Genomic DNA, 25,413 nt, shown 5'->3' on the forward strand with positions numbered 1-25,413 from the left:
GCCATGACAGCCGTTTACCTCGATCACGCTGCCACCACCCCGATGCACCCCGCTGCCATCGAGGCGATGGTCGGTGCGCTGGCCACGGTCGGCAACGCATCCTCGCTGCACACGTCCGGCCGCGCGGCGCGCCGGCGGATGGAGGAGGCCCGCGAGACGCTGGCCGGTCTGCTGGGTGCCCGCCCGTCCGAGGTGATCTTCACCGCCGGCGGCACCGAGTCCGACAACCTGGCGGTCAAGGGCATCTACTGGGCACGCCGGGATGCCGATCCGCGCCGCCGGCGGATCGTGACCACTCCCGTCGAGCATCACGCCGTGCTCGACGCCGTCGAGTGGCTCGCCGAGCACGAGGGCGCCGAGGTCACCTGGCTGCCCGTCGACGCCGACGGTTCGGTGGCGCCCGAGTCGCTGCGTGCGGCACTGAGCACCCATGACGACGTGGCACTGGTGTCGATCATGTGGGCCAACAACGAGGTCGGCACCATCCTGCCGATCGCCGAATTGGCAGCAGTGGCAGCCGAATTCGAGATCCCGATGCACAGCGACGCGATCCAGGCCGTCGGGCACATCCCGGTGGCGTTCGCCGAGAGCGGGCTGTCGGCGATGAGCGTGGCCGCGCACAAGTTCGGCGGACCGACCGGCATCGGCGCACTGGTACTGCGGCGTGACACCGCCTGCGTGCCGATCCTGCACGGTGGTGGTCAGGAGCGTGACGTTCGTTCGGGCACACCGGATGTCGCCGCCGCGGTGGCGATGGCCGCGGCCGCCCGGGTGGCGGTGGAGGGACTCGCCGAGTCCAGCGCCCGGGTACGCGCGCTGCGCGACCGGCTGATCGCCGGCGTGCAGGCACAGATCGAAGATGTCGACGTCAACGGCGCGAGCGGCGATCACCGACTGCCCGGCAACGCCCACTTCACCTTCCGCGGCTGTGAGGGCGACGCCCTGCTGATGCTGCTCGACGCCAAGGGTGTCGAATGTTCGACCGGTTCGGCCTGCACGGCCGGTGTGGCGCAGCCCTCCCATGTGCTCGTCGCGATGGGCGCCGACCCGGCCGCTGCCCGTGGTTCGCTGCGACTCTCGTTGGGGCACACCAGTACCGAGGCCGACGTCGATGCCGCGGTGGCTGTGCTGCCCGCCGCGGTGGAGCGGGCCAGGCAGGCCGCGCTGGCCAGTGCGGGGACACGACGATGAGGGTTCTGGTCGCGATGAGCGGCGGGGTCGACTCGTCGGTGGCCGCGGCGCGGATGGTGGACGCCGGCCACGATGTCGTCGGTGTGCACCTGGCGCTGTCGGCGGCCCCGGGGACGCTGCGCACCGGGTCGCGGGGCTGCTGCTCCAAGGAGGACGCCGGCGATGCCCGCCGCGTCGCCGATATTCTCGACATCCCGTTCTACGTGTGGGACTTCGCGGACCGCTTCAAGGAAGAGGTGATCGACGACTTCGTCGACTCCTACGCGCGCGGCGAAACGCCCAATCCGTGCGTGAAGTGCAATGAGACGATCAAGTTCTCCGCGCTCTCGGCGCGCGCGCTGGCGCTGGGATTCGACGCCGTCGCCACCGGTCACTACGCGCGGCTCGCCGACGGCCGGCTGCGCCGCGCGGTCGATATCGACAAGGACCAGTCCTATGTGCTGGCGGTGCTGACCGCCGAGCAGCTGCGGCACGCGCTCTTCCCGATCGGTGACACCCCCAAGCCGGAGATCCGCGCCGAAGCGGCCCGCCGCGGTCTGGCCGTCGCCGAAAAACCGGACAGCCATGACATCTGCTTCATCCCGTCCGGCGACACCCGCGCCTTCCTGGGCGCCCGCATCGGGGTGCGTCCCGGTGCGGTCGTCGACTCCGGTGGCGCCGTCCTCGCCGAGCACGACGGCGTGCACGGTTTCACCATCGGCCAGCGCAAGGGCCTGGGCATCGCCGGGCCGGGCCCCGACGGACAGCCGCGGTACGTGACCGGTATCGACGCCGAGACCGGGACGGTGCGCGTGGGCGCCGCCGATGATCTGGACGTGTCGACGCTGACGGGGGAGAAGCCCGTGTTCACCGCAGGCACCGCACCGACCGGGCCCATCGAGGGCGTCGTGCAGGTGCGCGCCCACGGAGGTTTCGCCGATGCCGTCGCCCAGCTGCACGACGGCCGGCTGATCGCCGACCTGCGGACCCCGATCCGCGGGGTGGCACCCGGGCAGACCATGGTGCTCTACCGGCCGGATCCCGCCGGCGACGAGGTCATCGCCAGCGCCACCGTCACCCGCTGACACCGCGATCGAATACGGTTGGCCGATGAGTGTTTTCGCCGCCGCTACCGGCATAGGTTCCTGGCCGGGTGAGTCGGCACGCGAGGCCGCCGAGATCGTCATCGGGGAGCTGCACACCCTTCCGCACCTGGTGGAGTTGCCCGCCCGCGGTGTCGGCGCGGACCTGATCGGGCGCACCGGCGCGCTGCTGGTGGACATCGGTTTCGACACCGTGGCCCGCGCCTACCGCATCGCCCCGGGCCGCAGTTCGGTGTTGCGCCGCGCGGTCAGCATGCTCAACGAGGACCTCGACGCACTGGAGGAGGCCTGGGAGAAGGCCGGTCTGCACGGTTCCGGGCGCCCGGTGAAGGTCCAGGCCGCCGGGCCGATCACCCTGGCCGCCCAGCTGGAGCTCGCGAACGGGCACCGGGCCATCACCGACAGCGGTGCGCTGCGCGACCTGGCCGAGTCGCTGTCCGAAGGTCTGTCGCAGCACCGGGCGGAGGTGGCGCGCCGGCTGGGCACCGAGGTCGTGGTGCAACTCGACGAACCCTTGCTGCCCGCGGCGATGCTGGGCCGGCTGACCGGGGTGACCAGCTTCTCGCCGGTGAATCCGGTCGAGGAACAGGTCGCCGCGGCGTTGCTGGACGAATGCATCGCCCGGGTGGGCGGCGAGGTCGCGCTGCACAGCTGCGCCCCGGACCTGCCGTGGAAGCTGTTGCAGCGCAGCCAATTACAGGCCCTTTCCGTCGACGTCGCCACCCTGCAGGCCGCCGACCTGGACGGGGTCGGCGAGTTCGTGGAGTCCGGGCGGACCGTACTGCTCGGCGTGCTGCCCGGCACCGCGCAGCAACAGCGCTGGACACCCCAGCAGGTCGCCGCCGCGGCGGCCAAGGTCACCGACCGGCTGGGCTTCCCCCGAACGGTGCTGCGCGAGCGGATCGGCATCACCCCTGCCTGCGGGCTGTCCGGTGCCACCGAGGAGTGGGCGCGCACCGCGATCGGCCTGGTGCAGAAGGCCGCCGACGGTTTGGAAACCGATCCTGAGGGAATCTGACAAGCAAACTTCGCGGTGGCGTAAGGTGAGCTCTGAAGGTTGGGGAGCCAGTGAATCAGTGGAAGCGTGTGGTCACGGCCGGTGCGGGCGCAACGGTCGCATTGACGCTGGTCATTGCACCTGGCGCCATCGCCACCGCTGACCCGGGACACCGCGGATCACACTCAGACCATTCCGATCGCCGCGACGATTCCGGCAGGCGTGGCAGTGACGGCTTCCGTGGCGGTACCTCCAGCAACGACTCCCGCGGCGACAGCGCGAGCCGGACTGAGCAGACCACCGCACGCACCAGCGGCACGGAGCAGAGCACCGCGCGCACCGGCAGCTCCGCAGCCGCCGACACCGCACGCAGCAGCGAGGACTCCTCGTCGAGCGCAACGAGACGGCCCTCGGTGACCACCGCGGACGGCGCCCGCACGGTGCGCACGGCCAGAACCGCGCGAACGGCCGATGACATCAGCACCGGTTCGGGACTGCGCCCGGCCGCACCCGTCGCACCCAGCTACCCCTCCGCGCCCGACCTCACCCCGTCGGCAGGCGTCGCCGAACCGGCATCGCCACCGCGATCGCCGGTGACGCCGGTGGACGTGTCGGCCGATGTGATCGCATCGCAGGCCGCGGCGCCCGTGGCGGCGCCGATCGCGCCGCCGGTCGCGGGGTTGCGGGTGGCCGATATGGGCCTGTCGGTGCTGCCGATCGGGCCCGACCCACGCCCCGGCCAGCCCATGACCTCACTGTTCGGCATCCTCGGCCTGCTGCTGATCCCGCTGGCCGGCGCCGCTCTGGGCTACCGGCAGGCCCGGGCGGCGCGCTCCGTCGGCGCGCTGCCACGCATCTGACCCGCTACTTACCCCGTAAATCCTTGCGCAGGATCTTCCCCGCCGCCGACTTCGGGATGGCATCGATGAACGCCACCTGACGGACCTTCTTGTACGGCGCCACCTGCCCGGCGACGAACTCCATCACCGCATCCTCGCTGAGCTCGGCGTCGGGCTGGCGCACCACGAACGCCTTGGGCACCTCCTCGCCGGACTCCTGCTCGATCACCCCGATGACGGCGGCGTCGGCGATCGACGGATGGCCCAGCAGCACGGCCTCCAGCTCGGCGGGCGGCACCTGGTAGCCCTTGTACTTGATCAGCTCCTTGAGGCGGTCGACGATGAACACGCAGCCGGTCGGGTCGACGCGCGCGAGGTCCCCGGTGTGCAGGAATCCGTCATCGTCGATGGTGTCGCGGGTCGCGGTGTCATTGCCGAGGTAGCCGACCATCACGTTGGGGCCCCTGAACCAGAGCTCGCCGGTCTCGCTGAGACCGGATTCGGGCAGCCCGATCTCCGCCCCGGTGGCGGGGTCGACGAGCTTGGACTCGGCGTTGGGCACCGTCCATCCGCAGGAGCTGACGGGCGCCGCCGCTCCCACGAGTTCCTTGCCGCCGTCGAACGGGGTGATGTGGCTGACCGGGCTCAGCTCGCTCATCCCGTAGCCCTGCACCAGCGCACAGCCGAGGCGGGCCGTGACGGCGCGGCCGAGTTCCTCGTCCAGCGGCGCGGCACCGGACATGATGGCGCGCAACGAGGACAGGTCGTAGTCGTCGATGAGCGGATGCTTGGCCAGGGCCACCGCGACCGGCGGGGCGATGAAAGCGTGCGTGCACTTGTGCTCGGCGATGTTGGCCAGGAATTCGGTCAGGTCGAAGGCGGGCATGATGACCAGCTGGGCGCGAGCGTGCAGTGCGGCGTTGAGCAACACCGTCATCCCGTAGATGTGGAAGAACGGCAGCACGGCCAGGACGACGTCACCGGAGGTCATGCCCTGCAGCGGCCGGATCTGCGCGACGTTGGCCACCAGGTTGCGGTGGGTGAGCATCACGCCCTTGGGGTTGCCGGTGGTGCCCGAGCTGTAGGGCAACACGGCCAGGTGGGTGGCCGGATCGAAGCTCACCTGCGGCGCCGGGTGGGCCGGACCCAGCAGATCCTCGGCGTTGGGGTGCCCGTCGGCGTCGGCGCCCGGGCCGTCGAGCACGATCACCGCGGACGCGTCCAGGCCCGCGCCGGCCGCGCCCTCCAGGGCCTGCGGCGTGAGCGCGGTGACCGTCACCAGCAGTGCGGCCTTGCTGTCGGTGAGCTGCTTGGTGATGTCCTTGGCGGTGAACAGGGCATTGATGGTGGTGGCGGTGGCACCGGCGCGCAGGATGCCGTGGAAGGCGACGGCGAACGCCGAACTGTTCGGGGCCAGCAGGCCCACCACGTCACCGGTGCCGAGCCCGCGGGCCGCGAGCGCTCCGGCGAACCCGTCGATCCGCTCGACCAGCTGGCCGTAGGTGGTGGTGTTACCGGTCTTGGCGTCCAGCAGCGCGACCTGTTCTGCCACTGCGGGATCGATGTCCGCGAACAGGTAGTCATAGACGCTCGATGAGGGGATCTGGACCTTGGGAAACGGGCTTTCGATACTCATGGTGCTGCCCATCGAACCACGCCGTCGGGGCAAATGGGGGCAACCTCCGAAGCCGTCGCGTTACCAGCGGTACTGGATACCGTAGATTGTCGTCATGGACAACCCGCCCGATCTCCCCGGCGTGCAACACCGCTATGTCGATCTCGGTCGCGGCGTGACGATCCACGTCGCCGACGCCGGTCCGGCCGACGGCCCGCCGGTCATGCTGGTGCACGGTTTCCCGCAGAACTGGTGGGAATGGCACGAGCTGATCGGCCCGCTCGCCGAGGACGGATACCGGGTGCTGTGCCCGGATCTGCGCGGGGCGGGCTGGAGCTCGGCGCCCAAGGACCGTTACCTCAAGAACGACATGGCCGACGATCTGGCCGCGGTCTGTGACCGGCTCGGCGTGGGACCGGTCAAACTCGTCGCCCACGACTGGGGCGGGCCGGTGGCCACCATCTTCCTGCTGCGCCACCCCGAGAAGGTCGCGGCCTTCATGGGCCTGAACACCGCGGTGCCCTGGCTCAAGCACGACCGCGAGGCACTGATCAACATCTGGCGCATGTGGTACCAGATCCCGATGCTGCTGCCGGTGATCGGCCCGAAGGTGATCGCCGACCCGAAGGCACGGTTCTTCCGGTTCCTGGGCTCCTGGGTGGGCGGGGACTTCCAGACACCCGACGAGGACATCGCGTTCTATGTCGCGTGTATGCGTCGCCCCGGGTACGCCCGAGCCGGCTCGCGCTGGTACCGGACCTTCCAGACCCGCGAAGCCGCGCGCTGGATGCGCGGCGAGTTCGACGATCACCATGTGTCGATACCGGTGCGCTGGTTGCACGGCACCGACGACTCGGTGCTCACCCCGGAACTGTTGCGGGTGCTGCCCGAGCACTGTTCGGACTTCGAGCTCGAACTGGTACCCGGCGTCGGGCACTGGATCGTCGAGCAGCGTCCCGAGCTGGTGCTCGACCGGCTGCGGACGTTCCTGACGACCACCTAGCCCGAATCTGACGCCCCGGCAGCCAGTTTCGCCGCTAGCGCTCGTCGAGCTGTCTGACCAGTTTCTTCGCTGCCACCAACCGGAACGAGGCGTCCAGCAGTTCGGTGACCTCGTCCCAGTCGACCTTCGCCGCAGTCAGGTCCAGGCCCATCCACCCGAACGGGCCCATGTACGCGGGGAAGAAGAACCGGTCGTCCTGCTCGAGAGACTTGCGGTCGGAGTCGTCCACCTTGACGAGCAACGAGTGCGGGAAGGCAAGCATCTCGCCTGCCGTCTTCACGTTGCCGCCGTACATGGCGAACATCTTGGGCACGCAGAACACCGGCCGGCCCCAGGAGACCTTCTCGAAGGCCGAGGGAAAGCCGAGCGCCAGCTCGCGCAGCTCGGCGAGCCCGAAGTCGTCGTCGGAGAACATGATCGGGTGCGGCACGGGTAGCAGTCTATCGGCGCCACCAATGGGTTGGGCTACCCTTACTTTCGCAGGTGAGGAGTGGTCATATGCCGACGTCGTGGATGGATACCGTGCTCCGGCAGAGTAGGCGGGTGGGTGACTTCCCGTATCCGCACTGGGCCGCGGTGTTCTTGAACAACCCGATCCGCAGGCTCGTCGGGCGGCCCGGCAGCGTCGTGGCTTCGCTGCGGCTGACCGGAAACGAACGCGTGCTGGAGATCGGTCCCGGACCCGGATACTTCAGCACCGAACTCGCCCGGCGCCTGCCGCTGGGCCGGCTCGACCTGTTCGATCTGCAACCGCAGATGCTGGACAAGGCGCGGCGCACGCTGGCCGATATCGACAGCGGGTGCCGGGTCGGGTTCCATTCCGGGGACGCCGGTGACGGACTGCCGTTTCCCGACGAATCCTTTGACGTCGCCTTCCTGGCCGCGGTGCTCGGCGAGGTACCCGACCAGGACGCCTGCATCCGCGCGCTCGAACGGGTGCTCAACCCGGGGGCGCTGCTGGTGTTCGTCGAGGCCTTCCCGGACCCTGATCGCCAGAGCGTGGCGGCGCTGCGCGAACTGGTCGAGCCCCGCGGATTCGTGCTGCAGTGCTGGGAGGGCACCACCTGGCGTGATGTGGTGCAATTCCGGCGCATCCCGACCCTGTGAATCGTGTCGGAGGGCTCGACTAGCCTGACCAGGGTGAGCTCACCGGACGCAGAGGCACGAGGTCGATGGCAGGAACTCGCCGAGGAAGTGCGCGGGCATCAGTTCCGCTACTACGTCAAGGACGCACCGGTCGTCTCGGACGCGGAGTTCGACACCCTGCTGCGTGAACTGCAGGGCCTGGAGGACACCTACCCGGAACTGCGCACCCCGGACTCGCCGACCCAGCTGGTCGGCGGCGCCGGATTCGCCACCGACTTCGCCGCGGCCGACCATCTGGAACGGATGCTGTCGCTGGACAACGCATTCGACACCGACGAGCTGTCGGCGTGGGCCGCGCGGGTGGGCGCCGAGATCGGCACCGATATCGACTATCTGTGCGAACTCAAAATCGACGGCGTCGCGCTGGCACTGGTCTACCGCGACGGTGTCCTGGTCCGCGGCGCCACCCGAGGCGACGGCCGCAGCGGCGAGGATGTCACCAACAACGCCCGCACCATCGACGATATCCCCGAACGACTCACCGGCACAGACGAATTCCCGGTACCCGCCGTGCTCGAGGTACGTGGGGAGGTGTTCTTCCGGCTGGCCGATTTCGAGGACCTCAACGCCGGTCTGGTGGCCGAGGGCAAGCCGCCGTTCGCCAATCCGCGCAACAGCGCGGCCGGTTCACTGCGGCAGAAGAACCCCGCCGTCACCGCGCGGCGCAAGCTGCGGATGATCTGCCACGGGCTCGGCAAGGCCGAAGGTTTCACCCCCGCCTCCCTGCACGATGCGTACCGGGCGCTGGGCGCCTGGGGACTGCCGGTGTCCACCCACATTGTGCAGGTGCAGGGCATCAAGGCGGTGGCCGAACGCATCGCCTACTGGGGCGAGCACCGCCATGACGTCGAACACGAGATCGACGGTCTGGTGGTCAAAGTCGACGACGTGAACCTGCAACGCCGGCTCGGCGCGACGTCACGGGCACCCCGCTGGGCCATCGCCTACAAGTACCCGCCCGAGGAGGTCACCACCAAACTCCTCGACATCCGGGTCAACGTCGGGCGCACCGGGCGGGTCACCCCGTTCGCCTATATGGAGCCGGTCAAGGTGGCCGGGTCCACGGTCGGGCTGGCCACGCTGCACAACGCCTCCGAGGTCAAACGCAAGGGTGTGCTCATCGGTGACACCGTGGTGCTGCGCAAGGCCGGTGACGTCATCCCCGAGGTACTGGCCCCGGTGGTCGACCTCAGGGACGGGTCCGAACGCGAATTCGTCATGCCCACTGCGTGTCCGGAGTGTGGCACCACCCTGGCGCCGGCCAAGGAGGGCGACGCCGACATCCGCTGCCCCAACACCCGCAGCTGCCCGGCTCAGTTGCGGGAGCGGGTGTTTCACGTCGCCGGCCGCGGCGCCTTCGACATCGAGGGCCTCGGCTACGAGGCGGGCATCGCGCTGCTGCAGGCCGGGGTGATCGCCGACGAGGGTGATCTGTTCACCCTCACCGCGGAACAGCTGCTGCGGACCGAGCTGTTCACCACCAAGGCCGGCGAGCTGTCGGCCAATGGAAAGCGGCTGCTCGCCAACCTGGGCAAGGCGAAATCCCAACCGCTCTGGCGGGTCCTGGTCGCGCTGTCCATCCGGCACGTCGGGCCGACCGCGGCCCGCGCGCTGGCCGGCGAATTCGGCAGCCTGGACGCGATCATCGCGGCCTCGGAGTCCGAACTGGCCGCGGTGGAGGGTGTCGGTCCGACCATCGCCGCCGCGGTGATCGAATGGTTCGAGGTCGACTGGCACCGCGCGATCGTCGACAAATGGCGCGCCGCCGGTGTCCGGATGGTCGATGAACGTGATGCCGGTATCGAACGCACCCTGGAGGGTCTGTCGATCGTGGTGACGGGTTCGCTGACCGGGTTCTCCCGCGACGAGGCCAAAGAGGCCATCCTCACCCGGGGCGGCAAGGCCGCCGGCTCGGTCTCCAAGAAGACCTCCTACGTGGTCGCCGGGGACGCGCCGGGATCCAAGTACGACAAGGCGATCGAACTCGGGGTGCCGGTGCTCGACGAAGACGGCTTCCGCAAGCTGCTGGCCGACGGGCCCGAACCCGAACCGGAGCCGGCCGAGACCTAGCTCCGCGCCCGCGATCACCGAGGCCGGTCCAAAAGTCAGGGCGGGCCCGAAGTGTCTTCGGACCCGCCCTGTGCATGGGAGTGTCGCTCAGTCGTTGTATGGATCAACGGTGGCCTGGGGGGCCGTCACCGGGGGAGTGAAGACGTTTCCGGCGGTGGTGTCGACCGATTTCTGGCGCCCGCTGCGCGTCCCGTTGGCCTGTACTCCGTCGCCCGGGCTGGGTTGGTCGGCTACGGTTTTGACGGCCGAAGCAGGCGCCGACGGGGTCGCAGACACGGCCGGCGCGGTCCCGAGAATCGTGGCCGTCAACGCGATGACGCCGGCTGTGATCAAGCTGGTTTTGTGCATTTCTCTGTGCCTTTCTGGTGCGTTGTTGACAGTGTGTTTGGCGCATGAGTGTGCAATGTCATTGTCTATCAATGATTTTCAGGAGCTTCATTCGCCTTCCGTGGTGTGGATATTTCCTGTCTTCCAACCTATGGGCCAGGAAAATCTCTGTCACGGGACTCATACGGAACGCCAAGAATCGTTCAGTCGGACAGCATTGCGGGCATCGTCGATATCCGCGAACGCGCGGGAACCGGGGCCTTAGCGGTACCCCGCGCGCATGTCCTCGACGATCCGCGGATTGTCCAGCGTCGAGGGCTCGAGCACCTGTGGGGCGTTGTCCGGTGAGAACACCGTCGCCGCGTCGAGCACCTGTTGGGTCAGAAATCGCAGCGGGGGAGCGCCTTCGGGAATCGTGGGCGCCGGCGGCGAGGTCCCGCGCCGGGCCAGCGCAAAACCCCAGTCGCCGAAGGTCGGTACGTGCACGTGATACGGAGTCACCGCGAACCCCGCCGACCCCAGGGTGGACACCGTGCGCCAGAACGCATTCGGAGTCGAGAACGGGCTGCCCGCTTGCACCACCACCAACCCGTCGACGGCCAGCACCCGGGTCACCAGCGCGTAGAACTCGAGCGAATACAGCCGGCCCAGCACCGGATTGTCCGGGTCGGGCAGGTCGATGATCACCGCGTCGAACCCGCCCTCGGGCAGCACCGAGGGTTCGCGTAACCAGGTCATGGCGTCATCGACCACCACCTGCACCCGCGGGTCGTCCAGCGCACCGGAATTGGCGGCGCGCAAGGGTCCGCGGGCCAACGCGATCACGGCCGGATCGAGTTCCACCTGAACGATCTGCTGCACCTGGGGCATCCGCAGCAGCTCGCGGGCCGCCAGACCGTCGCCGCCGCCGAGGATGAGTACCGAACGCGCGTCTTCGCCGATGCCGGGGTACACCAGACTCTCGGTGTAGCGATATTCGTCGCGCGTCGAGAACTGCAGTCCGCCATCGAGATACAACCGGGTGTCGGTGCCGCGGCGGGTCACCACGATCTCCTGGTAGGAGGACTGCTGATAGGCGACGATCGGGTCGGCGTACAGCCGCTGGCGGGTGGTGCTCTGGATGCCGTCGGAGGCGACGATCAGCGCGGCCAGCCCGATGGCGGCGGCGGTGAGCACGGCCAGCGCCGAGGTGAGTTGGCGGCGGCTGATGATGGTGCGCAGCAGGAACACCGCCACGATGGCCGCCGCGGTCAAGTTGATCATCCCGGTGACCGCGGCGCCGCGGATCATCCCGAGTTGCGGCAGCACCAGGAACGGCCAGGCCAGACCGCCGATCAGTGCACCCAGATAGTCCGCGGCGTTCAGGTTGGCCAGCACCCTGCCGGCGTCGGCCGCACCCGCGGTCCGGCCCCGCTGCAACAGCGTCATCAACAGCGGCACCTCGGCACCCACCAGCGCGCCGATCACCGCGGTGCCCAGCACCAGCACCCACAGCGAACCGCCGATGAAGGAGAACGCCACATACATGGCCGCGGCAGACAATCCGCCGATCACCCCGAGCAGGGTCTCCACGGCGATGAACGTGATGGCGGCGTGCGGAAGCAGCGGTTTGACCAGCAGTGCGCCGGCGCCGAGCGCCGCGACGTAACCCGCGACGATCAGTGAGGTGGCGACGATACCGCCGCCGTGCAGACTGGCCGACAGCGTCAGCAGGGCGAGTTCGTAGATGAGCCCGCACGCCGCGCAGGCCGCCACCGCGGCCAGCAGTAGTGCCCGCCAGCGCGTGGTGCCCGTCATGACAGCGCGGCTGCGTTCACCCCTCCGACGGCCAGCAGGATCACCGCGGTCGCGACGGCACCCGGGTGCAGCTTCTCGTCGCCGATCAGGTCGCGAAAACGTCCCGGCACCAAGCCCTCCAGCACCAGCAGCGTGACACCCTGTAGCACCACCCCGACCAGTCCGTACACCAGCGCGTCGACCAGTCCCTGCGCCAATTCGGCCGAACTGGCGATGATCGCCACGGCCGTCACCAACGACAGCGCCCCGTACATGCCGCACGCCACCGCGACCGCATTCGGGCGGTGTTGCACGAACACCAACTCGCGCAGGCTGCCGGGCGTCAGCACATCGGTCATCACGAATCCGGCGCCGAACACCACGATCCCGACGACGAAGTACAGCACTGCCGCGACCACGTTCTGGGTCAGTGCGCCGCCGTCGACCGTGCCGAACTCCAGTGCAAGATAGGACGTGTCCATCGGTGTCTCCTGCTCTTACTTCGTTCCGCCGGGTCCGCCGGAGCTGCCGCCCGAACCGCCCGCTGGTGAGCCCGGGGTGAATCCCGGACCCAGGAAAATGAATCCGCCACCGCTGTAGCGGGAATTGATGTCCTCGACCCGGACGCTGCACGGATACTGTCCGTCCGGCCCGACGATGACGATGTCATCGGGATAGCGCAGATACTCACTGCCGCGGTCGGAAGCGCGTGACTCCGGTGCGTCGTAGGACGCGATGTCGTCGGCCACCGACTTCGGGGACCCGCTGCACTCGTAGCGGCCGTCACCGCCGTCCGCCGAGTACTGCCGGTAGTTCTCGCCCACATGGCCGCGAACATCCTTGTTCAGCAACACCATTCCGGAGACCAGCAGGACGGCGCCGAGCGCCCCCAGCGCCGCGGCCAGCCCGAACAGCGCATTGCGGCTCATGGCCGCCACCTGCTGTCGGTGTGCACAATGGTTCCGCCACCTGAGGCGACCCCGCGGTCGGCGGGGTAGAGGTGCCAGGTCTGCCAGTGCCAGCCGGGTCCGTCGGGCGTCGCGCACAACGCCGTGAGTGCGGCCTCGTCACCGGGGAAACTGCCGCCCAGCCAACCGGTCTCGTGTTCGCAGCGGTGCCGCAGGTCGGCGGCCACCCGGCGGAAGGTGATCTCGTCGTGGCCGGCGGTCTCGGACTTCAGCGCGTAACCGGGTGCCCGCGCGGTCTCCGGTAGCGCCGCACTGGTGTCGTGCTCGGTGCAGGACACCTGCTCGGAAAACCCGGCCACCGTGACGACGTGGGACGCGCCGAGCACCCCGAGGACCAGATCGGCGCCGTCGGGATGGCGCAGCGTGCAGGCCGCCAGCGGCGCCGGGGCCGCGGCGTTCAGCGTCAACCGCAGACTCGCGCCGCTGACATCGGCGGGAACCACCCTGAGACGGTGCAACGGCAACGCGGTACCTAGGAGCCGGCCGGCGGGGCCGGGTAGACGGTCAGTTCTCCGGCGCGCACCGGCGTGCCGTAGGAGACCTCCCACGCCATGGTGGGCGCCCAGCGCTCATAACCGAGCAGGGCGGTACCGCCGTTGGCGCTGTAGTCGACGTAATCCATGTCGCCGCCCGCGGGCAGTCCGGTGGTGCCTTCGGTGGTGTAGGACGCGCGGCCGTTCTCGTCGACGGTGAACGACACCCCGTCGACCTCGACGCTGCTGCCCGGCACCGACGGCAACTCAGCGGGCAGTCCCGCCCTTTTGTGCCACCACACCAGCTCGAGACGGCCCTCGTCCTCTTCGACGCTGAACCAGACCGGCGGCTCGTCGGCTTTCCCTTCGAGCAGGTGCTCCCACCAGACGAACGGACCCTCGCGCAGGGTGACCGAGCCGCGCACCACATAGTCGGTGCCGCCGTAGCTGACGATGGCACCCGGGCCCAGTTGCCGCGGGCCGAAAGCCTCTGTTTGCGAAGCGAATCGCAACGGGTCCTGTCGGGCCGCGGGCTCCTTGGGCTGCTTCGGGCGGTTGCGGGCGACGAGGAAGACGATCACGCCCGCCGCGAGCGCAACGATGGCGAGGACGATCAGTAGTTCCCCCACGCAACACCTTTCATCGTGTTCGACAGCCAGATTTCCACCGTACAGCCTTGCTCACAGCGCCTTCTCAGCTTTATCAGCGAAGGATCGTCGCCACGATGCCCGCGAGATAGCCCAGTCGGGCCACCTCCGACGGACGGAACGCCGGGCCGCCGGCACGGCCCAGCACCACCGCGGTGAGCGGGTCGCCCAGCGGGGCCGCGGCCAGTGCGGTGTCGATATCGCGCCACACCTGCGGCACCCAGTCCGCGGTCGCGTCCAGCGCCTCGGCGTGTTCCAGCGGAAGCCACGGGGCGGCGGTGGCCTGGGTCTCCGGGGCGCCCGAGCTGCCCGCGACCCGCTCGACACCGTCGCCGGTGGACCGGACCACGGTGCACCAGCTGACCCGCAGCACCCGCGGGGCGTCCTGGGCGAGCACGTGCAGTTTGTCGGCCCGGCCACGCGCCGCGGCGATGTGGTCGATGAGCTCGAGCTCACGGTGGGCTTCCAGCAGGCCGGTGTGCGGGCGCACGCTGTCGACGTACACACCCTTGATGTGCTCGGCGGCGGTGATCAGGGAGTCGGGCATGGCGCCGGGCGGCAGTTCGACCACCAGATCGTCGATGGCGTAACCGGCACCGCGCTCGACGACGTCGAGGGACAGGATGTCGGCGCCCACCGAACCGAGCGCGACGGCCAGCGAGCCGAGGCTGCCCGGTCGGTCCTCCAGCTGGACCCGCAGCAGATATGACGGCACGGCCAACACGATGTCACAGGGGTCGGGGCGCAGCGACCCGGGGAATGCAGGGTGACTAGGCTTTGCAGTCGTGTCACAGATTTCCCGGGACGAGGTAGCGCACCTGGCGCGGCTGGCCCGGCTCGCCCTGACCGACGGTGAGCTGGACAGCTTCGCAGGCCAGCTCGACGCCATCCTGGCCCACGTCGGCCAGATCCAATCCGTCGACGTCACCGGCGTCGAAGCCACGGACAACCCCCTCAAGGTTCTCAACGTCACCCGTCCGGACGCCGTGGTGCCCGGGCTGACGCAGGACGAGGCGCTCGCCGCCGCGCCGCGCGCCGAGGACGGCCGGTTCGCCGTGCCCAGGATTCTGGGGGAGGCAGAGTGAGCGAGCTGATTCGCGAGGACGCCGCGACCCTCGGCGCCCGCATCGCCGCCAAGGAGGTGTCCTCGACCGAGGTCACCCAGGCCCACCTGGACCAGATCGCCGCCACCGACGAGCGCTACCACGCCTTCCTGCACGTCGCGGGGGACAAGGCGCTGGCCGCGGCCGCCGAGATCGACGCCAAGGTGGCCGCCGGTGAGCAGCTGCCGTCCCCGCTGGCCGGTGTGCCGCTGGCACTCAAGGATGTGTTCACCACCACGGACATGCCGACCACCTGCGGGTCGAAGATCCTGGAGGGCTGGAACCCGCCGTACGACGCGACGGTGACCGCGCGGCTGCGCGCGGCCGGCATCCCGATCCTCGGTAAGACCAACATGGACGAGTTCGCCATGGGCAGCTCGACGGAGAACTCGGCGTTCGGCCCGACCCGCAACCCGTGGGACACCGACCGGGTGCCCGGCGGCTCCGGTGGTGGCAGCGCCGCCGCCCTGGCGGCCTTCCAGGCGCCGCTGGCAATCGGCACCGACACCGGCGGCTCGATCCGCCAGCCCGCCGCCCTCACCGCGACCGTCGGCGTGAAGCCGACCTACGGCACGGTCAGTCGCTACGGTCTGGTCGCCTGCGCGTCCTCGCTGGACCAGGGCGGGCCGTGCGCGCGCACCGTGCTCGACACCGCGCTGCTGCATCAGGTCATCGCGGGCCATGACGTACGGGACTCCACCTCGGTGGACGCCCCGGTGCCCGATGTCGTGGCAGCCGCCCGTGCGGGCGCGAGCGGTGACCTCAAGGGCGTGCGCATCGGCGTGGTGAAGCAGCTGCGCGGCGACGGGTATCAGCCCGGCGTGCTCGCCTCGTTCAACACCGCCGTGGACCAGCTCACCGCGCTCGGCGCCGAGGTGACCGAGGTGGACTGCCCGCACTTCGATCATGCGATGGCGGCCTACTACCTGATCCTGCCCTCGGAGGTGTCCTCCAACCTCGCCCGGTTCGATGCGATGCGGTTCGGGCTGCGCGTCGGCGACGACGGCACGCACAGTGCCGAAGAGGTGATGGCCCTGACCCGCGCGGCCGGATTCGGCCCGGAAGTCAAGCGCCGCATCATGATCGGCACCTACGCCCTGTCGGCCGGGTACTACGACGCCTACTACAACCAGGCGCAGAAGGTCCGCACCCTGATCGCCCGCGACCTCGACGAGGCCTACCAGAAGGTCGACGTGCTGGTTTCCCCCGCGACGCCGACCACAGCCTTCCGGCTGGGGGAGAAGGTCGACGATCCGCTGGCCATGTACCTGTTCGACCTGTGCACGTTGCCGCTGAACCTGGCCGGGCACTGCGGTATGTCGGTGCCCTCGGGTCTGGCGGCCGAGGACAATCTGCCCGTCGGTCTGCAGATCATGGCGCCGGCGCTGGCCGATGACCGGCTCTACCGGGTCGGTGCGGCCTACGAAACGGCGCGGGGAGCGCTGCCCACCGCGCTGTAGCCGTCAGTCCAGGATGCGGCGCGCCACATTGGTGCTGACCAGATCCAGCAGCTCGTCGGACCGTCCGGCCAGGATGGTCCGGATCGCGTACAGCGAGAAGCCCTTGGCCTGTTCGACGGTGATGGCCGGCGGAATGGACAGCTCCTGACGCGCGGTCACCACGTCGATCACCGCCGGGCCGTCGTGGGCGAACGCCTCGGTGAGCGCGGACTCGAGGTCACCTGGCTGTTCCACCCGTCGGCCGAAGAGCCCCAGTGACCGCGCGACGGCCGCGAAGTCGGGATTGTGCAGGTCGGTGCCGAAGGTCACGATGCCGGCCGCCTTCATCTCCAGTTCCACGAAGTTCAGCGACGAGTTGTTGAACACGATCACCTTCACCGGCAGCCGGTTCTGGCTCAGGGTGATCAGCTCACCGAACAGCATGGTCAGTCCGCCGTCGCCGGCGAAGGCCACCACCTGCCGGTCGCGGTCCACGGTCTGGGCGCCGATGGCCAGCGGCAGCGCACACGCCATGGTGCCGTGGTTGAACGAGCCCAGCAGGCGCCTGCGCCCGTTCATCGTCAGGTATCGCGCCGCCCACACCACCGGTGATCCGACGTCGACGGTGAACACCGCATCGTCGTCGGCCAGCCGATCGGCCGCGGCGGCAAGGTATTCCGGCCGAATGGGGGTTTTGTCGCGGTCGTTGACGGCGAGCTCGTCGAGCCGGCGCCGGGTCTTGCGGTAGTGCGTCAGCGACCGGTCCAGATGCGTGCGGTCGTTCTTGGCGGTGAGCAGCGGCTGCAAGGCGGCCATGGTGTCGCCGACGGAGCCGACCAGACCGAGGTCGATGGGGGTGCGCCGGCCCAGGTTGCGGCCGCGGATGTCCACCTGGATGACGGTGGCGCGCTCGGGATAGAACTGCCGGTACGGGAAGTCCGTGCCCAGCATGAGCAGCACCTCGGCCTCCTTGATGGCCTTGTAGCCGGAGGCGAATCCGAGCAGGCCCGTCATCCCGACGTCGTACGGATTGTCGTATTCGACGAACTCCTTGCCGCGCAGCGCGTGCACCACCGGCGCCTGCACGGTGCCGGCCAAGGTCACCAGCTCGTCGTGGGCGCCCTCGACACCGGCGCCCGCCAGGATGGTGATCTTGCTGGAGTTGTTGAGAATGGTTGCGGCCTTGCGCAATTCATCATCGGCAGGCCGGCAGATCGAGCGGGTGGGCAGCACGGGAGTGACCCTCAGGTCGCCGACCTTGTGCAGGAACACCTCGCCGGGGATGACGACGACGGCCACCCCGTTCTCCTCGACGGCGGCACGCATGGCCATCTGCAGCACCCGTGGCGCGGCCTCCGGTGTGGTGACCAGCTCGCAGTACACGCTGCACTCGCGGAACAGTTCCTGCGGCCGGGTCTCCTGGAAGTACTCCGAGCCGATCTCGGACTGCGGGATGTGCGCCGCGATGGCCAGCACCGGCACCCGGCTGCGCTGGGCGTCGAAGAGCCCGTTGATCAGGTGCAGGTTGCCCGGCCCGCAACTGCCCGCGCAGACCGCGAGTTGTCCGGTCAGGGCGGCATCGCCGGCCGCGGCGAAACCGGCCGCCTCCTCGTGGCGAACGTGTTCCCAGGTGAAGCCGTCGGCACGCCGGATGGCGTCGGTCAGCCCGTTGAGACTGTCTCCGGGCAGCCCGTAGACGCGGGTGATCCCACTGGCCTGCAGTGTCGAGATGACGTGATCGGCGAAGGTGGTCATACCTCAACCCTAAGACGCTGAGCTCCACTTTCGCTGTGGGCGAGCCCGGACTGGACGAAGCTGGCAGGATCTAACCCATGCGTATTGGTGTTCTCACAGGTGGCGGTGACTGTCCTGGCCTGAATGCGGTGATCCGCGCGGTGGTGCGCACCAGTGCGGTGCGGTACGGCTCGTCGGTGGTGGGTTTCCAGGACGGCTGGCGCGGTTTGTTGGAAGACCGCCGCATCCAGCTGTCGAACGACGACCGCAATGACCGGCTGCTCGCCAAGGGCGGCACCATGCTGGGCACCGCGCGTGTCAACCCGGACAAGCTGCGCGCCGGTCTGGACCAGATCAAGCAGACCCTCGAAGACAACGGGATCGACGTCCTGATTCCCATCGGCGGCGAGGGCACGCTGACCGCGGCGCACTGGCTGTCCGAGGAGAACGTCCCGGTGGTCGGGGTGCCCAAGACCATCGACAACGATATCGATTGCACCGACGTCACTTTCGGCCATGACACCGCCCTGCACGTCGCGACCGACGCCATCGACCGGCTGCACAGCACCGCCGAATCGCATCAGCGGGTGATGCTGGTCGAGGTGATGGGCCGCCACGCCGGGTGGATCGCGCTCAACGCCGGCCTGGCCTCGGGGGCGCACATGACGCTGATCCCCGAGCAACCTTTCGACGTGGAGGAAGTGTGCCGGCTGGTCAAACAGCGCTTCGTGCGCGGTGATTCGCACTTCATCTGTGTGGTGGCCGAGGGTGCCAAGCCTGCAGAGGGTTCGATGCAGCTCAAGCAGGGCGGTACCGACGAGTTCGGGCACGAGAAGTTCACCGGTGTGGCACACCAGCTCGGCGTCGAGATCGAGAAGCGGATCAACAAGGAAGTGCGGGTCACGGTGCTCGGCCACGTGCAGCGTGGCGGTACCCCGACGCCGTATGACCGGGTGCTGGCCACCCGATTCGGCGTCAACGCCGCCGACGCCGCGCACGCGGGTGAGTACGGGATGATGGTGTCGCTGCGCGGACAGGAAATCGGCCGGGTCCCGCTGGCCGACGCCGTGCGTCAGCTCAAGCTCGTCCCGCAAAGCCGCTATGACGATGCCGCGGAGTTCTTCGGGTAGCCGCGGCTGGTCCGCGCTTCGCGCTTCCCGATGTTTGCAAAGGCGGCAACCAAGTTAGTCGTCCTTACTTTTTCCCGGCGAGCCCCGGCCGCATCGAAATCGCCTAAGCCGCAGGCGGATCAGTGATTTCACCTCTTGCAGTTCGCGCGCCGGAACGGGTCTCCGGGTGTAGCGTCCGAGACACCGAATCGGGAAAGGTGTCGACATGGCGGCAGGGAATGACGACTGGACCAAGCCGGCAGCGATGGCCATCCCCAAAGAGGGCTATTTTGAGCTGGAACGCGGAAGGTACGGTCCGGTCTACCCCAGGACGCCCGCGTGCCACGGCTTCTCGATCATCGCGAAGGTGAAAGAGGGCCGCGAGGAGGCGGTCCGCGCCTACGGCAAGACGATCGAGGAGACCATCGCGGCGAGCCCGGAGGCATTGGCGCCGCTGAAGTTGCACTACCTGCGGTGGAATCTCTTCGACATCGGTTCCGGCCTGCACTTCCAGTACATGGGCATCTTCGACACCGACTTCGACAAATACACCGAGGATGCCGTCCAGTTGTTCAGTGCGACCGGCATCACCACCATTTTCACCCAACTCGAAGGCTTCCCCGAGGACTGGAAGGAGAACCCCGAGGCCTTCATCAAGTTCGTCCGCGACCACCAGCAGCCGAGCTTCCTGGAATACGGCGAATACCCCTACGTGACCGCCGACGAGATCAAGAAGGCACTGAAACTCAAGGCCGCCTTCTCGGACATGCTCGACCAGATGCAGTGACCACAACGCTCGAATTCGACGATATCCAGCACATCCTGCTGACCAGGACGCCGGCGATCACCGGGCGTTACGAGTTCCTGACGTTCGATACCCCGGCCGGTGGACGCGCCTGGCTGACGGCATTGCTCGATCGGGTGCAGTCCGCATCCGACGCCACATCGACCATGGACGAATCGGACCGCTGGGTCACCCTCGCGTTCACCTGGACCGGCCTGCGCGCACTCGGCGTGCCCGAGGAATCGCTGGCCACCTTCCCCGACGCGTTCCGCGAGGGGATGGCCGGCAGGGCCGCCATCCTCGGTGACACCGGTACGTGCGCACCCGAACACTGGGTCGGCGGGCTGGCCGGCGACGATGTGCACGCCATTGCGATCCTGTTCTCCCGCACCGACGAGCAGTGCGCCCGCTCGATCGAAGAACACGACAAACTGTTGGCGCGCACCGAGGGTGTGCGCAGCCTGTCCTACCTCGACCTGAACGCCTCGCCGCCGTTCAACTACGCCCACGATCATTTCGGCTTCCGGGACCGGCTGTCCCAGCCGGTCATGAAGGGCTCCGGCGAGGAACCGACACCGGGATCGGGCGACGCGCTGGAAGCCGGCGAGTTCATCCTCGGGTATCCCGACGAGAACGGTCCGGTCGCGAATCTTCCTCAGCCCGAGATCTTGTCGCGCAACGGAAGTTTCATGGCCTACCGCAGGCTGCAGGAGCACGTCGGAACGTTTCGCGAGTATCTGAGCGATCACGCCGAGACGCCCGAGGAGCAGGAACTGCTGGCCGCCAAGTTCATGGGCCGCTGGCGCAGCGGCGCACCACTGGTGCTGGCACCCGAGCACGACGATCCGGAGTTGGGTGCCGACCCGATGCGCAACAACGATTTCAACTACAAGGAGATGGATCCGCACGGGTACGCCTGCCCGCTGGGTTCGCACGCCCGCCGGCTCAACCCGCGTGACACTGCGCATTACATGAACCGTCGCCGGATGATCCGGCGCGGCGCCACCTACGGTCCGGCGCTACCCGACGGCGCACCCGATGACGGTGTCGAGCGCGGTATCGCGGCGTTCATCATCTGTGCAGATCTGGTGCGCCAGTTCGAATTCGCGCAAAACGTCTGGATCAATGACAAGGCATTCCACGAGTTGGGCAATGAGCACGATCCGATCGCCGGGACCCAGGACGGCACGCTGGATTTCACCGTCCCCAACCGGCCGATCCGCAAGGTCCATAAGGGCCTGCCGGCGTTCACCACCCTCACCGGAGGGGCGTACTTCTTTCTGCCGGGCATGTCGGCGATGAGGTACCTGGCGGCACTGGACACGGGAGAGTGACATGACCGCTGCGCGCACCTACAACCAATCCCATGTGCCGCGACCGCACAACGGGCGCCGCCGGATCAGCATCTACTGGACGTGGAGTTATCCCTGGGAGGCGCAACGCGATCCGGCGGCCATGGCGAACCGGTTCTCGACCATCACCGAAGTCCGCAATGTGCTGTGGCCGGCCTACGAGACGCCCGAATACGACGCGGCGAACTTCCTGCAAGGCATCCCGGGCACGCTCGAACTCTTCCACCGGTCCACGCTGGCGTTCCAGGCGCTGGCCGAGGAAGCCACCGGGCATCCAGTGGCGGTGTTCCAGCGAATCGACCAGGCCGGCTACCGGCTACCGATCGACGAACGCATCCTGGCCGACACCGACACCCTGATGGTGTTCGGGCTCGACCATCTGCCGTCGGCGCAGGACGCCGACCCCGACGAGATCGCCGCGATCAAGCAGTGGCTGCAACGGGAGGGCACCTGCCTGGTGCTGGCCCCGCACCATGACGTGGGATTCACCGACGACTACGACCAGCGCCAGGTCGAGTACCTGCACCACGGCGACCGGCTGGTGCCCCGGCAGCAGCGTTTCAGCCAGTACACCCGCTCCCTGATGGCGGCGCTGCAGGTACCGGTGCACAACACCTGGGGGCTGCGCCCGGCCGTCGTCGACGGCACCACCAACCAGATCGCGCCGCTGACCGCGTTTCACGATCTCGACGGGACCGGCCTGCTGGCCGACGTCACCACCTTCAACTTCCACCCGCACCTGCCGCACTACGAACTGACCGCCCCCGAAAGCGCGGATCTGGTGGTGCTCGGCAAGCAGCGCGTCGACCCCAATCGGCCCCACCCCTTCACCGCGGCCGGCCATACGGAGTTCAACGCATTGATCTCGATGCCACCGACCGGGGCACGGGCGGGTCACATGGTGCTGGTCGACTCCACGAACTTCACCACCCTGTTCGGCGGCACCGACAGCCTGCAGAACTTCTGGCGCAACGTCGCCACCATGACGTGATTCCCGCTCACGCCGACGCGAAGGCCTCGCGCCGGACCATCTGCCACAGGGTGGGAGTATCGGCCACGGTGGAGATCGTCACACGGGAATTCGGCCCGGATGTCTGCGCCAGCGCCAGCAGATAATGCGCAAGGTCGGTACGTGAGGTGAAGGCCCCCACCGGATCGACCTTTCCGGCAACGTATTCGGTGACATGGTCCAGATCGAACAAGCCGGACGGGCGCACCACCGTCCAGTCCAGCCCGCAGCCGGACACCACCGCTTCCATTGCGCGCTGATCGGCGTAGGTGGTCCGGCCGATGCTCGTCTTGAGGACGGGCTCGACGAATTTCAGGGCCAACGGCGCTCCGGTGCGCCCGGGATAGGTGGCCACCGCGGTCGAGCTGACGGCGATGAGGCGCCGAATCCCACTGTCCGCCATGGCCTTGACGATGTTCTGAGCGGCGACCGAGTAGGTGTCGATGCGGCGCAGGCCCATCGGCACGCCGAGCACCGATATCACGGCATCAGCACCCGCGACGGCGGCTGCGACATCGGCGGGGTGATGGGCGTCCGCCTCGGCGACGCGTAGCCGCTCGCCGGACAGTGGAAACCCGGCGGGCTTGCGCGTCACCGCGACCGCATCGTGTCCTGCGTCGAGGACCTGCTGGGTCAGCAGCCGACCGGTCTGACCGTTCGCGCCGAAGACGGCAATGCGCATGATGATCTCCAATAGTCACTGGTTGTGATTATCACACTATATGACTATCAATTCTCGGGCTAGTCTTGGGCGGTGACCGGACCCGGCATCGTCGAGCTGCATCAGCGCATCCCGTTCCTGCTGTCTCAGCTCGGCGTGCACATCGCCGACGACTTCGTCACCCGCCTGCTGCCCTACGAGGTGGGTCCGCGCACCTATGCGGTGCTGATGGCGCTCGCCGCCGGCGACGGACAGTCGCAGCGACAGCTCTCCCAGCGGCTCGGCATCCACCGCAACGCGATGGTCACGGTCATCGATGATCTGGAGGTCAAAGGCCTGGTGGCGCGCCGTCCGCACCCGGATGACCGCCGGGCCTTCGCCGTCACGCTGACGGACGCCGGCCGTGAGCTGCTGCCCGATCTGGATGCCCAGGGGCGGGCCCAGGAGGACGAGATCACCGCCTCGCTGACGGCTCAGGAACGCACCGTGCTGCTGGGTCTGCTGCAGACCATCTCGGCGGGTCTGGGCATGAGCCCGGGTGTGCATCCGAAGCTGGCGGAGGGCTGACACTAAAATCGCGGTCATGACCACTTCTACTGCCGACCTCGTCGACTACGACGACGTCATCGCCGAGTTCGACCCCGTGATGGGCATGGAAGTGCACGTCGAGCTGTCCACCGCCACCAAGATGTTCTGCCCGTGCGCCAACAAGTTCGGCGCCGAGCCCAACACGCAGGTGTGCCCGGTGTGCCTGGGCCTGCCCGGGTCACTGCCGGTGCTCAATCAGGCCGCGGTCGAATCGGCGATCCGGATCGGGCTGGCCCTCAACTGCGCCATCGCGCCCTGGGGACGTTTCGCCAGGAAGAACTACTTCTATCCCGATCAGCCGAAGAACTATCAGATCTCCCAGTACGACGAGCCGATCGCCATCGACGGCTACTTGGACGTGCCGCTCGACGACGGCACCACCTGGCGCATCGAGATCGAACGCGCGCACATGGAAGAGGACACCGGCAAGCTCACCCACCTGGGCAGTGACACCGGCCGGATCTCCGGTGCGACCACCTCGCTCGCCGACTTCAACCGGGCCGGTGTGCCGCTGATCGAGATCGTCACCCGGCCCATCGAGGGCACCGGCGAACGGGCCCCGGAGATCGCGCGCGCATACGTGACCGCCCTGCGCGATCTGCTGCGCGGGCTCGATGTGTCCGATGTGCGGATGGACCAGGGATCGATGCGCTGCGATGCCAACCTGTCACTGAAACCCAAGGGCGCCAGTGAGTTCGGCACCCGCACCGAGACCAAGAACGTCAACTCGCTCAAGAGTGTCGAGGTCGCGGTCCGCTACGAGATGCGCCGTCAGGCGGCGGTGCTGAAGTCCGGTGGCACCGTCACCCAGGAGACCCGCCACTTCCACGAGGACGGACACACCAACGCGGGCCGCAGCAAGGAGACCGCGCAGGACTACCGGTACTTCCCGGAGCCCGACCTGGAGCCGGTGGCGCCGTCGGCCGAGCTGGTGGAGCGGTTGCGTGGCACCATCCCGGAGCTTCCGTGGTTGGTGCGCAACCGCGTTCAGCAGGAGTGGGGCATCTCCGATGAGGTGATGCGCGACCTGGTCAACAATGGCGCGATCGACCTGGTGGCCGCGACCGTGGCCCAGGGCGCGTCCAGCGAGTCCGCCCGCGCCCTGTGGGGAAACTTCCTCGTGCAGAAGGCCAACGAACAAGGGGTCGAACTCGAGGCTCTGCCGATCACGCCCACCCAGGTGGCCGCGGTGATCAAACTCGTGGACGACGGCAAGCTGTCGAACAAGTTGGCCCGTCAGGTCATCGAGGGTGTGCTGGCCGGTGAGGGCGAACCCGAGCAGGTGATGAACGACCGCGGTCTGGTCGTGGTGCGCGACGATTCCCTGATCCAGGCCGCCATCGATGAGGCGCTGGCCGCCCAACCCGATATCGCCGAGAAGATCCGCGGCGGCAAGGTGCAGGCCGCAGGCGCGATCGTCGGCGCGGTGATGAAGGCGACCAAGGGCCAGGCCGACGCCGCCCGGGTGCGCGAACTGGTGCTCGCCGCCTGCTCCTGAGT

26 protein-coding genes are annotated in these 25,413 nt (G+C 68.4%); 15 read left to right on the forward strand and 11 right to left on the reverse strand.

What is annotated here, in order from left to right:
* The first annotated feature begins 3 nt into the window (after positions 1–3).
* The 4 genes from ASE48_RS06710 to ASE48_RS06725 are packed head-to-tail and all read left to right on the forward strand — an operon-like array spanning position 4 to position 4,130.
* On the forward strand, positions 4–1,191 hold the full coding sequence (locus tag ASE48_RS06710) for a cysteine desulfurase family protein (RefSeq protein WP_057166276.1): 1,188 nt from the start codon (positions 4–6) through the stop codon (positions 1,189–1,191).
* Positions 1,188–2,255 (forward strand): tRNA 2-thiouridine(34) synthase MnmA, encoded by a 1,068-nt coding sequence (gene mnmA, locus ASE48_RS06715; RefSeq protein WP_057166277.1) that lies wholly within the window; start codon positions 1,188–1,190, stop codon positions 2,253–2,255. The genes ASE48_RS06710 and mnmA overlap by 4 nt, the downstream gene beginning before the upstream one ends.
* Positions 2,256–2,280: 25 nt before the next feature.
* A complete protein-coding gene (locus ASE48_RS06720; RefSeq protein ID WP_057166278.1) occupies positions 2,281–3,291 on the forward strand; it encodes a methionine synthase in 1,011 nt (336 codons plus the stop codon).
* Between the two features lie 50 nt (positions 3,292–3,341).
* On the forward strand, positions 3,342–4,130 hold the full coding sequence (locus ASE48_RS06725; protein WP_057166279.1) for a hypothetical protein: 789 nt from the start codon (positions 3,342–3,344) through the stop codon (positions 4,128–4,130).
* A 4-nt stretch (positions 4,131–4,134) separates the two neighbouring features.
* Here the strand turns inward: ASE48_RS06725 and ASE48_RS06730 are convergent, their stop codons facing one another.
* Positions 4,135–5,745 (reverse strand): 4-coumarate--CoA ligase family protein, encoded by a 1,611-nt coding sequence (locus ASE48_RS06730; RefSeq protein ID WP_057166414.1) that lies wholly within the window; start codon positions 5,743–5,745, stop codon positions 4,135–4,137.
* Between the two features lie 94 nt (positions 5,746–5,839).
* Here ASE48_RS06730 and ASE48_RS06735 point away from each other — a divergent pair, with 94 nt between their 5' ends.
* A complete protein-coding gene (locus ASE48_RS06735) occupies positions 5,840–6,727 on the forward strand; it encodes an alpha/beta fold hydrolase (protein WP_057166280.1) in 888 nt (295 codons plus the stop codon).
* Between the two features lie 34 nt (positions 6,728–6,761).
* Here the strand turns inward: ASE48_RS06735 and ASE48_RS06740 are convergent, their stop codons facing one another.
* The gene (locus tag ASE48_RS06740; protein WP_057166281.1) at positions 6,762–7,157 is read right to left on the reverse strand and encodes an MmcQ/YjbR family DNA-binding protein; all 396 of its coding nucleotides are present in this window, start codon (positions 7,155–7,157) and stop codon (positions 6,762–6,764) included.
* Between the two features lie 83 nt (positions 7,158–7,240).
* Between ASE48_RS06740 and ASE48_RS06745 the strand changes: the two genes are divergently transcribed.
* Together ASE48_RS06745 and ligA are read left to right on the forward strand one after the other, a co-directional pair.
* Entirely contained in the window at positions 7,241–7,834 is a 594-nt protein-coding gene (locus ASE48_RS06745) for a class I SAM-dependent methyltransferase (RefSeq protein WP_057166282.1), read from the forward strand.
* A 33-nt stretch (positions 7,835–7,867) separates the two neighbouring features.
* Entirely contained in the window at positions 7,868–9,943 is a 2,076-nt protein-coding gene (ligA, locus tag ASE48_RS06750) for an NAD-dependent DNA ligase LigA (RefSeq protein ID WP_442928706.1), read from the forward strand.
* Positions 9,944–10,030: 87 nt separating this feature from the next.
* On the opposite strand, the gene ASE48_RS06755 is transcribed toward ligA, so the two are convergent.
* From ASE48_RS06755 to ASE48_RS06785, 7 genes are all read right to left on the reverse strand, one after another.
* Positions 10,031–10,291, reverse strand: coding sequence for a hypothetical protein (locus ASE48_RS06755; protein WP_057166284.1), 261 nt, complete (start codon positions 10,289–10,291; stop codon positions 10,031–10,033).
* A gap of 240 nt (positions 10,292–10,531) precedes the next feature.
* The gene (locus ASE48_RS06760; protein ID WP_057166285.1) at positions 10,532–12,067 is read right to left on the reverse strand and encodes a polyamine aminopropyltransferase; all 1,536 of its coding nucleotides are present in this window, start codon (positions 12,065–12,067) and stop codon (positions 10,532–10,534) included.
* The gene (locus ASE48_RS06765; protein ID WP_057166286.1) at positions 12,064–12,528 is read right to left on the reverse strand and encodes a DUF350 domain-containing protein; all 465 of its coding nucleotides are present in this window, start codon (positions 12,526–12,528) and stop codon (positions 12,064–12,066) included. The genes ASE48_RS06760 and ASE48_RS06765 overlap by 4 nt, the downstream gene beginning before the upstream one ends.
* 15 nt (positions 12,529–12,543) lie before the next feature.
* The gene (locus ASE48_RS06770) at positions 12,544–12,975 is read right to left on the reverse strand and encodes a DUF4247 domain-containing protein (RefSeq protein WP_057166415.1); all 432 of its coding nucleotides are present in this window, start codon (positions 12,973–12,975) and stop codon (positions 12,544–12,546) included.
* Positions 12,972–13,478 (reverse strand): DUF2617 family protein, encoded by a 507-nt coding sequence (locus tag ASE48_RS06775; RefSeq protein WP_057166287.1) that lies wholly within the window; start codon positions 13,476–13,478, stop codon positions 12,972–12,974. The genes ASE48_RS06770 and ASE48_RS06775 overlap by 4 nt, the downstream gene beginning before the upstream one ends.
* Positions 13,479–13,486: 8 nt before the next feature.
* Positions 13,487–14,116, reverse strand: coding sequence for a DUF4178 domain-containing protein (locus tag ASE48_RS06780; RefSeq protein WP_057166288.1), 630 nt, complete (start codon positions 14,114–14,116; stop codon positions 13,487–13,489).
* Between the two features lie 73 nt (positions 14,117–14,189).
* Positions 14,190–14,849 (reverse strand): hypothetical protein, encoded by a 660-nt coding sequence (locus ASE48_RS06785; RefSeq protein WP_057166416.1) that lies wholly within the window; start codon positions 14,847–14,849, stop codon positions 14,190–14,192.
* A 70-nt stretch (positions 14,850–14,919) separates the two neighbouring features.
* On the opposite strand from ASE48_RS06785, the gene gatC reads away from it, so the two are divergent.
* Together gatC and gatA are read left to right on the forward strand one after the other, a co-directional pair.
* Positions 14,920–15,219: an Asp-tRNA(Asn)/Glu-tRNA(Gln) amidotransferase subunit GatC gene (gatC, locus tag ASE48_RS06790; protein ID WP_057166289.1), complete on the forward strand. Its 300-nt coding sequence runs from the start codon at positions 14,920–14,922 to the stop codon at positions 15,217–15,219.
* Positions 15,216–16,697, forward strand: a complete 1,482-nt coding sequence (gene gatA, locus ASE48_RS06795; RefSeq protein WP_057166290.1) for an Asp-tRNA(Asn)/Glu-tRNA(Gln) amidotransferase subunit GatA — start codon at positions 15,216–15,218, stop codon at positions 16,695–16,697. The genes gatC and gatA overlap by 4 nt, the downstream gene beginning before the upstream one ends.
* Positions 16,698–16,700: 3 nt before the next feature.
* On the opposite strand, the gene poxB is transcribed toward gatA, so the two are convergent.
* Entirely contained in the window at positions 16,701–18,431 is a 1,731-nt protein-coding gene (gene poxB, locus ASE48_RS06800; RefSeq protein ID WP_057166291.1) for a ubiquinone-dependent pyruvate dehydrogenase, read from the reverse strand.
* Between the two features lie 77 nt (positions 18,432–18,508).
* On the opposite strand from poxB, the gene ASE48_RS06805 reads away from it, so the two are divergent.
* The 4 genes from ASE48_RS06805 to ASE48_RS06820 all read left to right on the forward strand — a co-directional run bounded on the left by ASE48_RS06805 (position 18,509) and on the right by ASE48_RS06820 (position 22,646).
* On the forward strand, positions 18,509–19,540 hold the full coding sequence (locus ASE48_RS06805) for an ATP-dependent 6-phosphofructokinase (RefSeq protein ID WP_057166292.1): 1,032 nt from the start codon (positions 18,509–18,511) through the stop codon (positions 19,538–19,540).
* A gap of 205 nt (positions 19,541–19,745) precedes the next feature.
* The gene (locus ASE48_RS06810; protein ID WP_057166293.1) at positions 19,746–20,306 is read left to right on the forward strand and encodes a hypothetical protein; all 561 of its coding nucleotides are present in this window, start codon (positions 19,746–19,748) and stop codon (positions 20,304–20,306) included.
* On the forward strand, positions 20,303–21,637 hold the full coding sequence (locus ASE48_RS06815; protein ID WP_057166294.1) for a Dyp-type peroxidase: 1,335 nt from the start codon (positions 20,303–20,305) through the stop codon (positions 21,635–21,637). Before ASE48_RS06810 ends, ASE48_RS06815 begins: the two co-directional genes overlap by 4 nt.
* Position 21,638: 1 nt before the next feature.
* The gene (locus tag ASE48_RS06820; RefSeq protein ID WP_057166295.1) at positions 21,639–22,646 is read left to right on the forward strand and encodes a hypothetical protein; all 1,008 of its coding nucleotides are present in this window, start codon (positions 21,639–21,641) and stop codon (positions 22,644–22,646) included.
* A 7-nt stretch (positions 22,647–22,653) separates the two neighbouring features.
* Here ASE48_RS06820 and ASE48_RS06825 read toward each other — a convergent pair whose 3' ends face one another.
* Positions 22,654–23,346: an NAD(P)-dependent oxidoreductase gene (locus tag ASE48_RS06825; protein ID WP_057166417.1), complete on the reverse strand. Its 693-nt coding sequence runs from the start codon at positions 23,344–23,346 to the stop codon at positions 22,654–22,656.
* Positions 23,347–23,418: 72 nt separating this feature from the next.
* Here ASE48_RS06825 and ASE48_RS06830 point away from each other — a divergent pair, with 72 nt between their 5' ends.
* Entirely contained in the window at positions 23,419–23,892 is a 474-nt protein-coding gene (locus ASE48_RS06830; RefSeq protein ID WP_057166296.1) for a MarR family winged helix-turn-helix transcriptional regulator, read from the forward strand.
* A gap of 16 nt (positions 23,893–23,908) precedes the next feature.
* Positions 23,909–25,411: an Asp-tRNA(Asn)/Glu-tRNA(Gln) amidotransferase subunit GatB gene (gene gatB, locus ASE48_RS06835; RefSeq protein ID WP_057166297.1), complete on the forward strand. Its 1,503-nt coding sequence runs from the start codon at positions 23,909–23,911 to the stop codon at positions 25,409–25,411.
* The last annotated feature ends 2 nt before the right edge of the window (positions 25,412–25,413 follow it).

The organism is Mycobacterium sp. Root265 (genome assembly GCF_001428895.1).
Lineage (GTDB): Bacteria > Actinomycetota > Actinomycetes > Mycobacteriales > Mycobacteriaceae > Mycobacterium.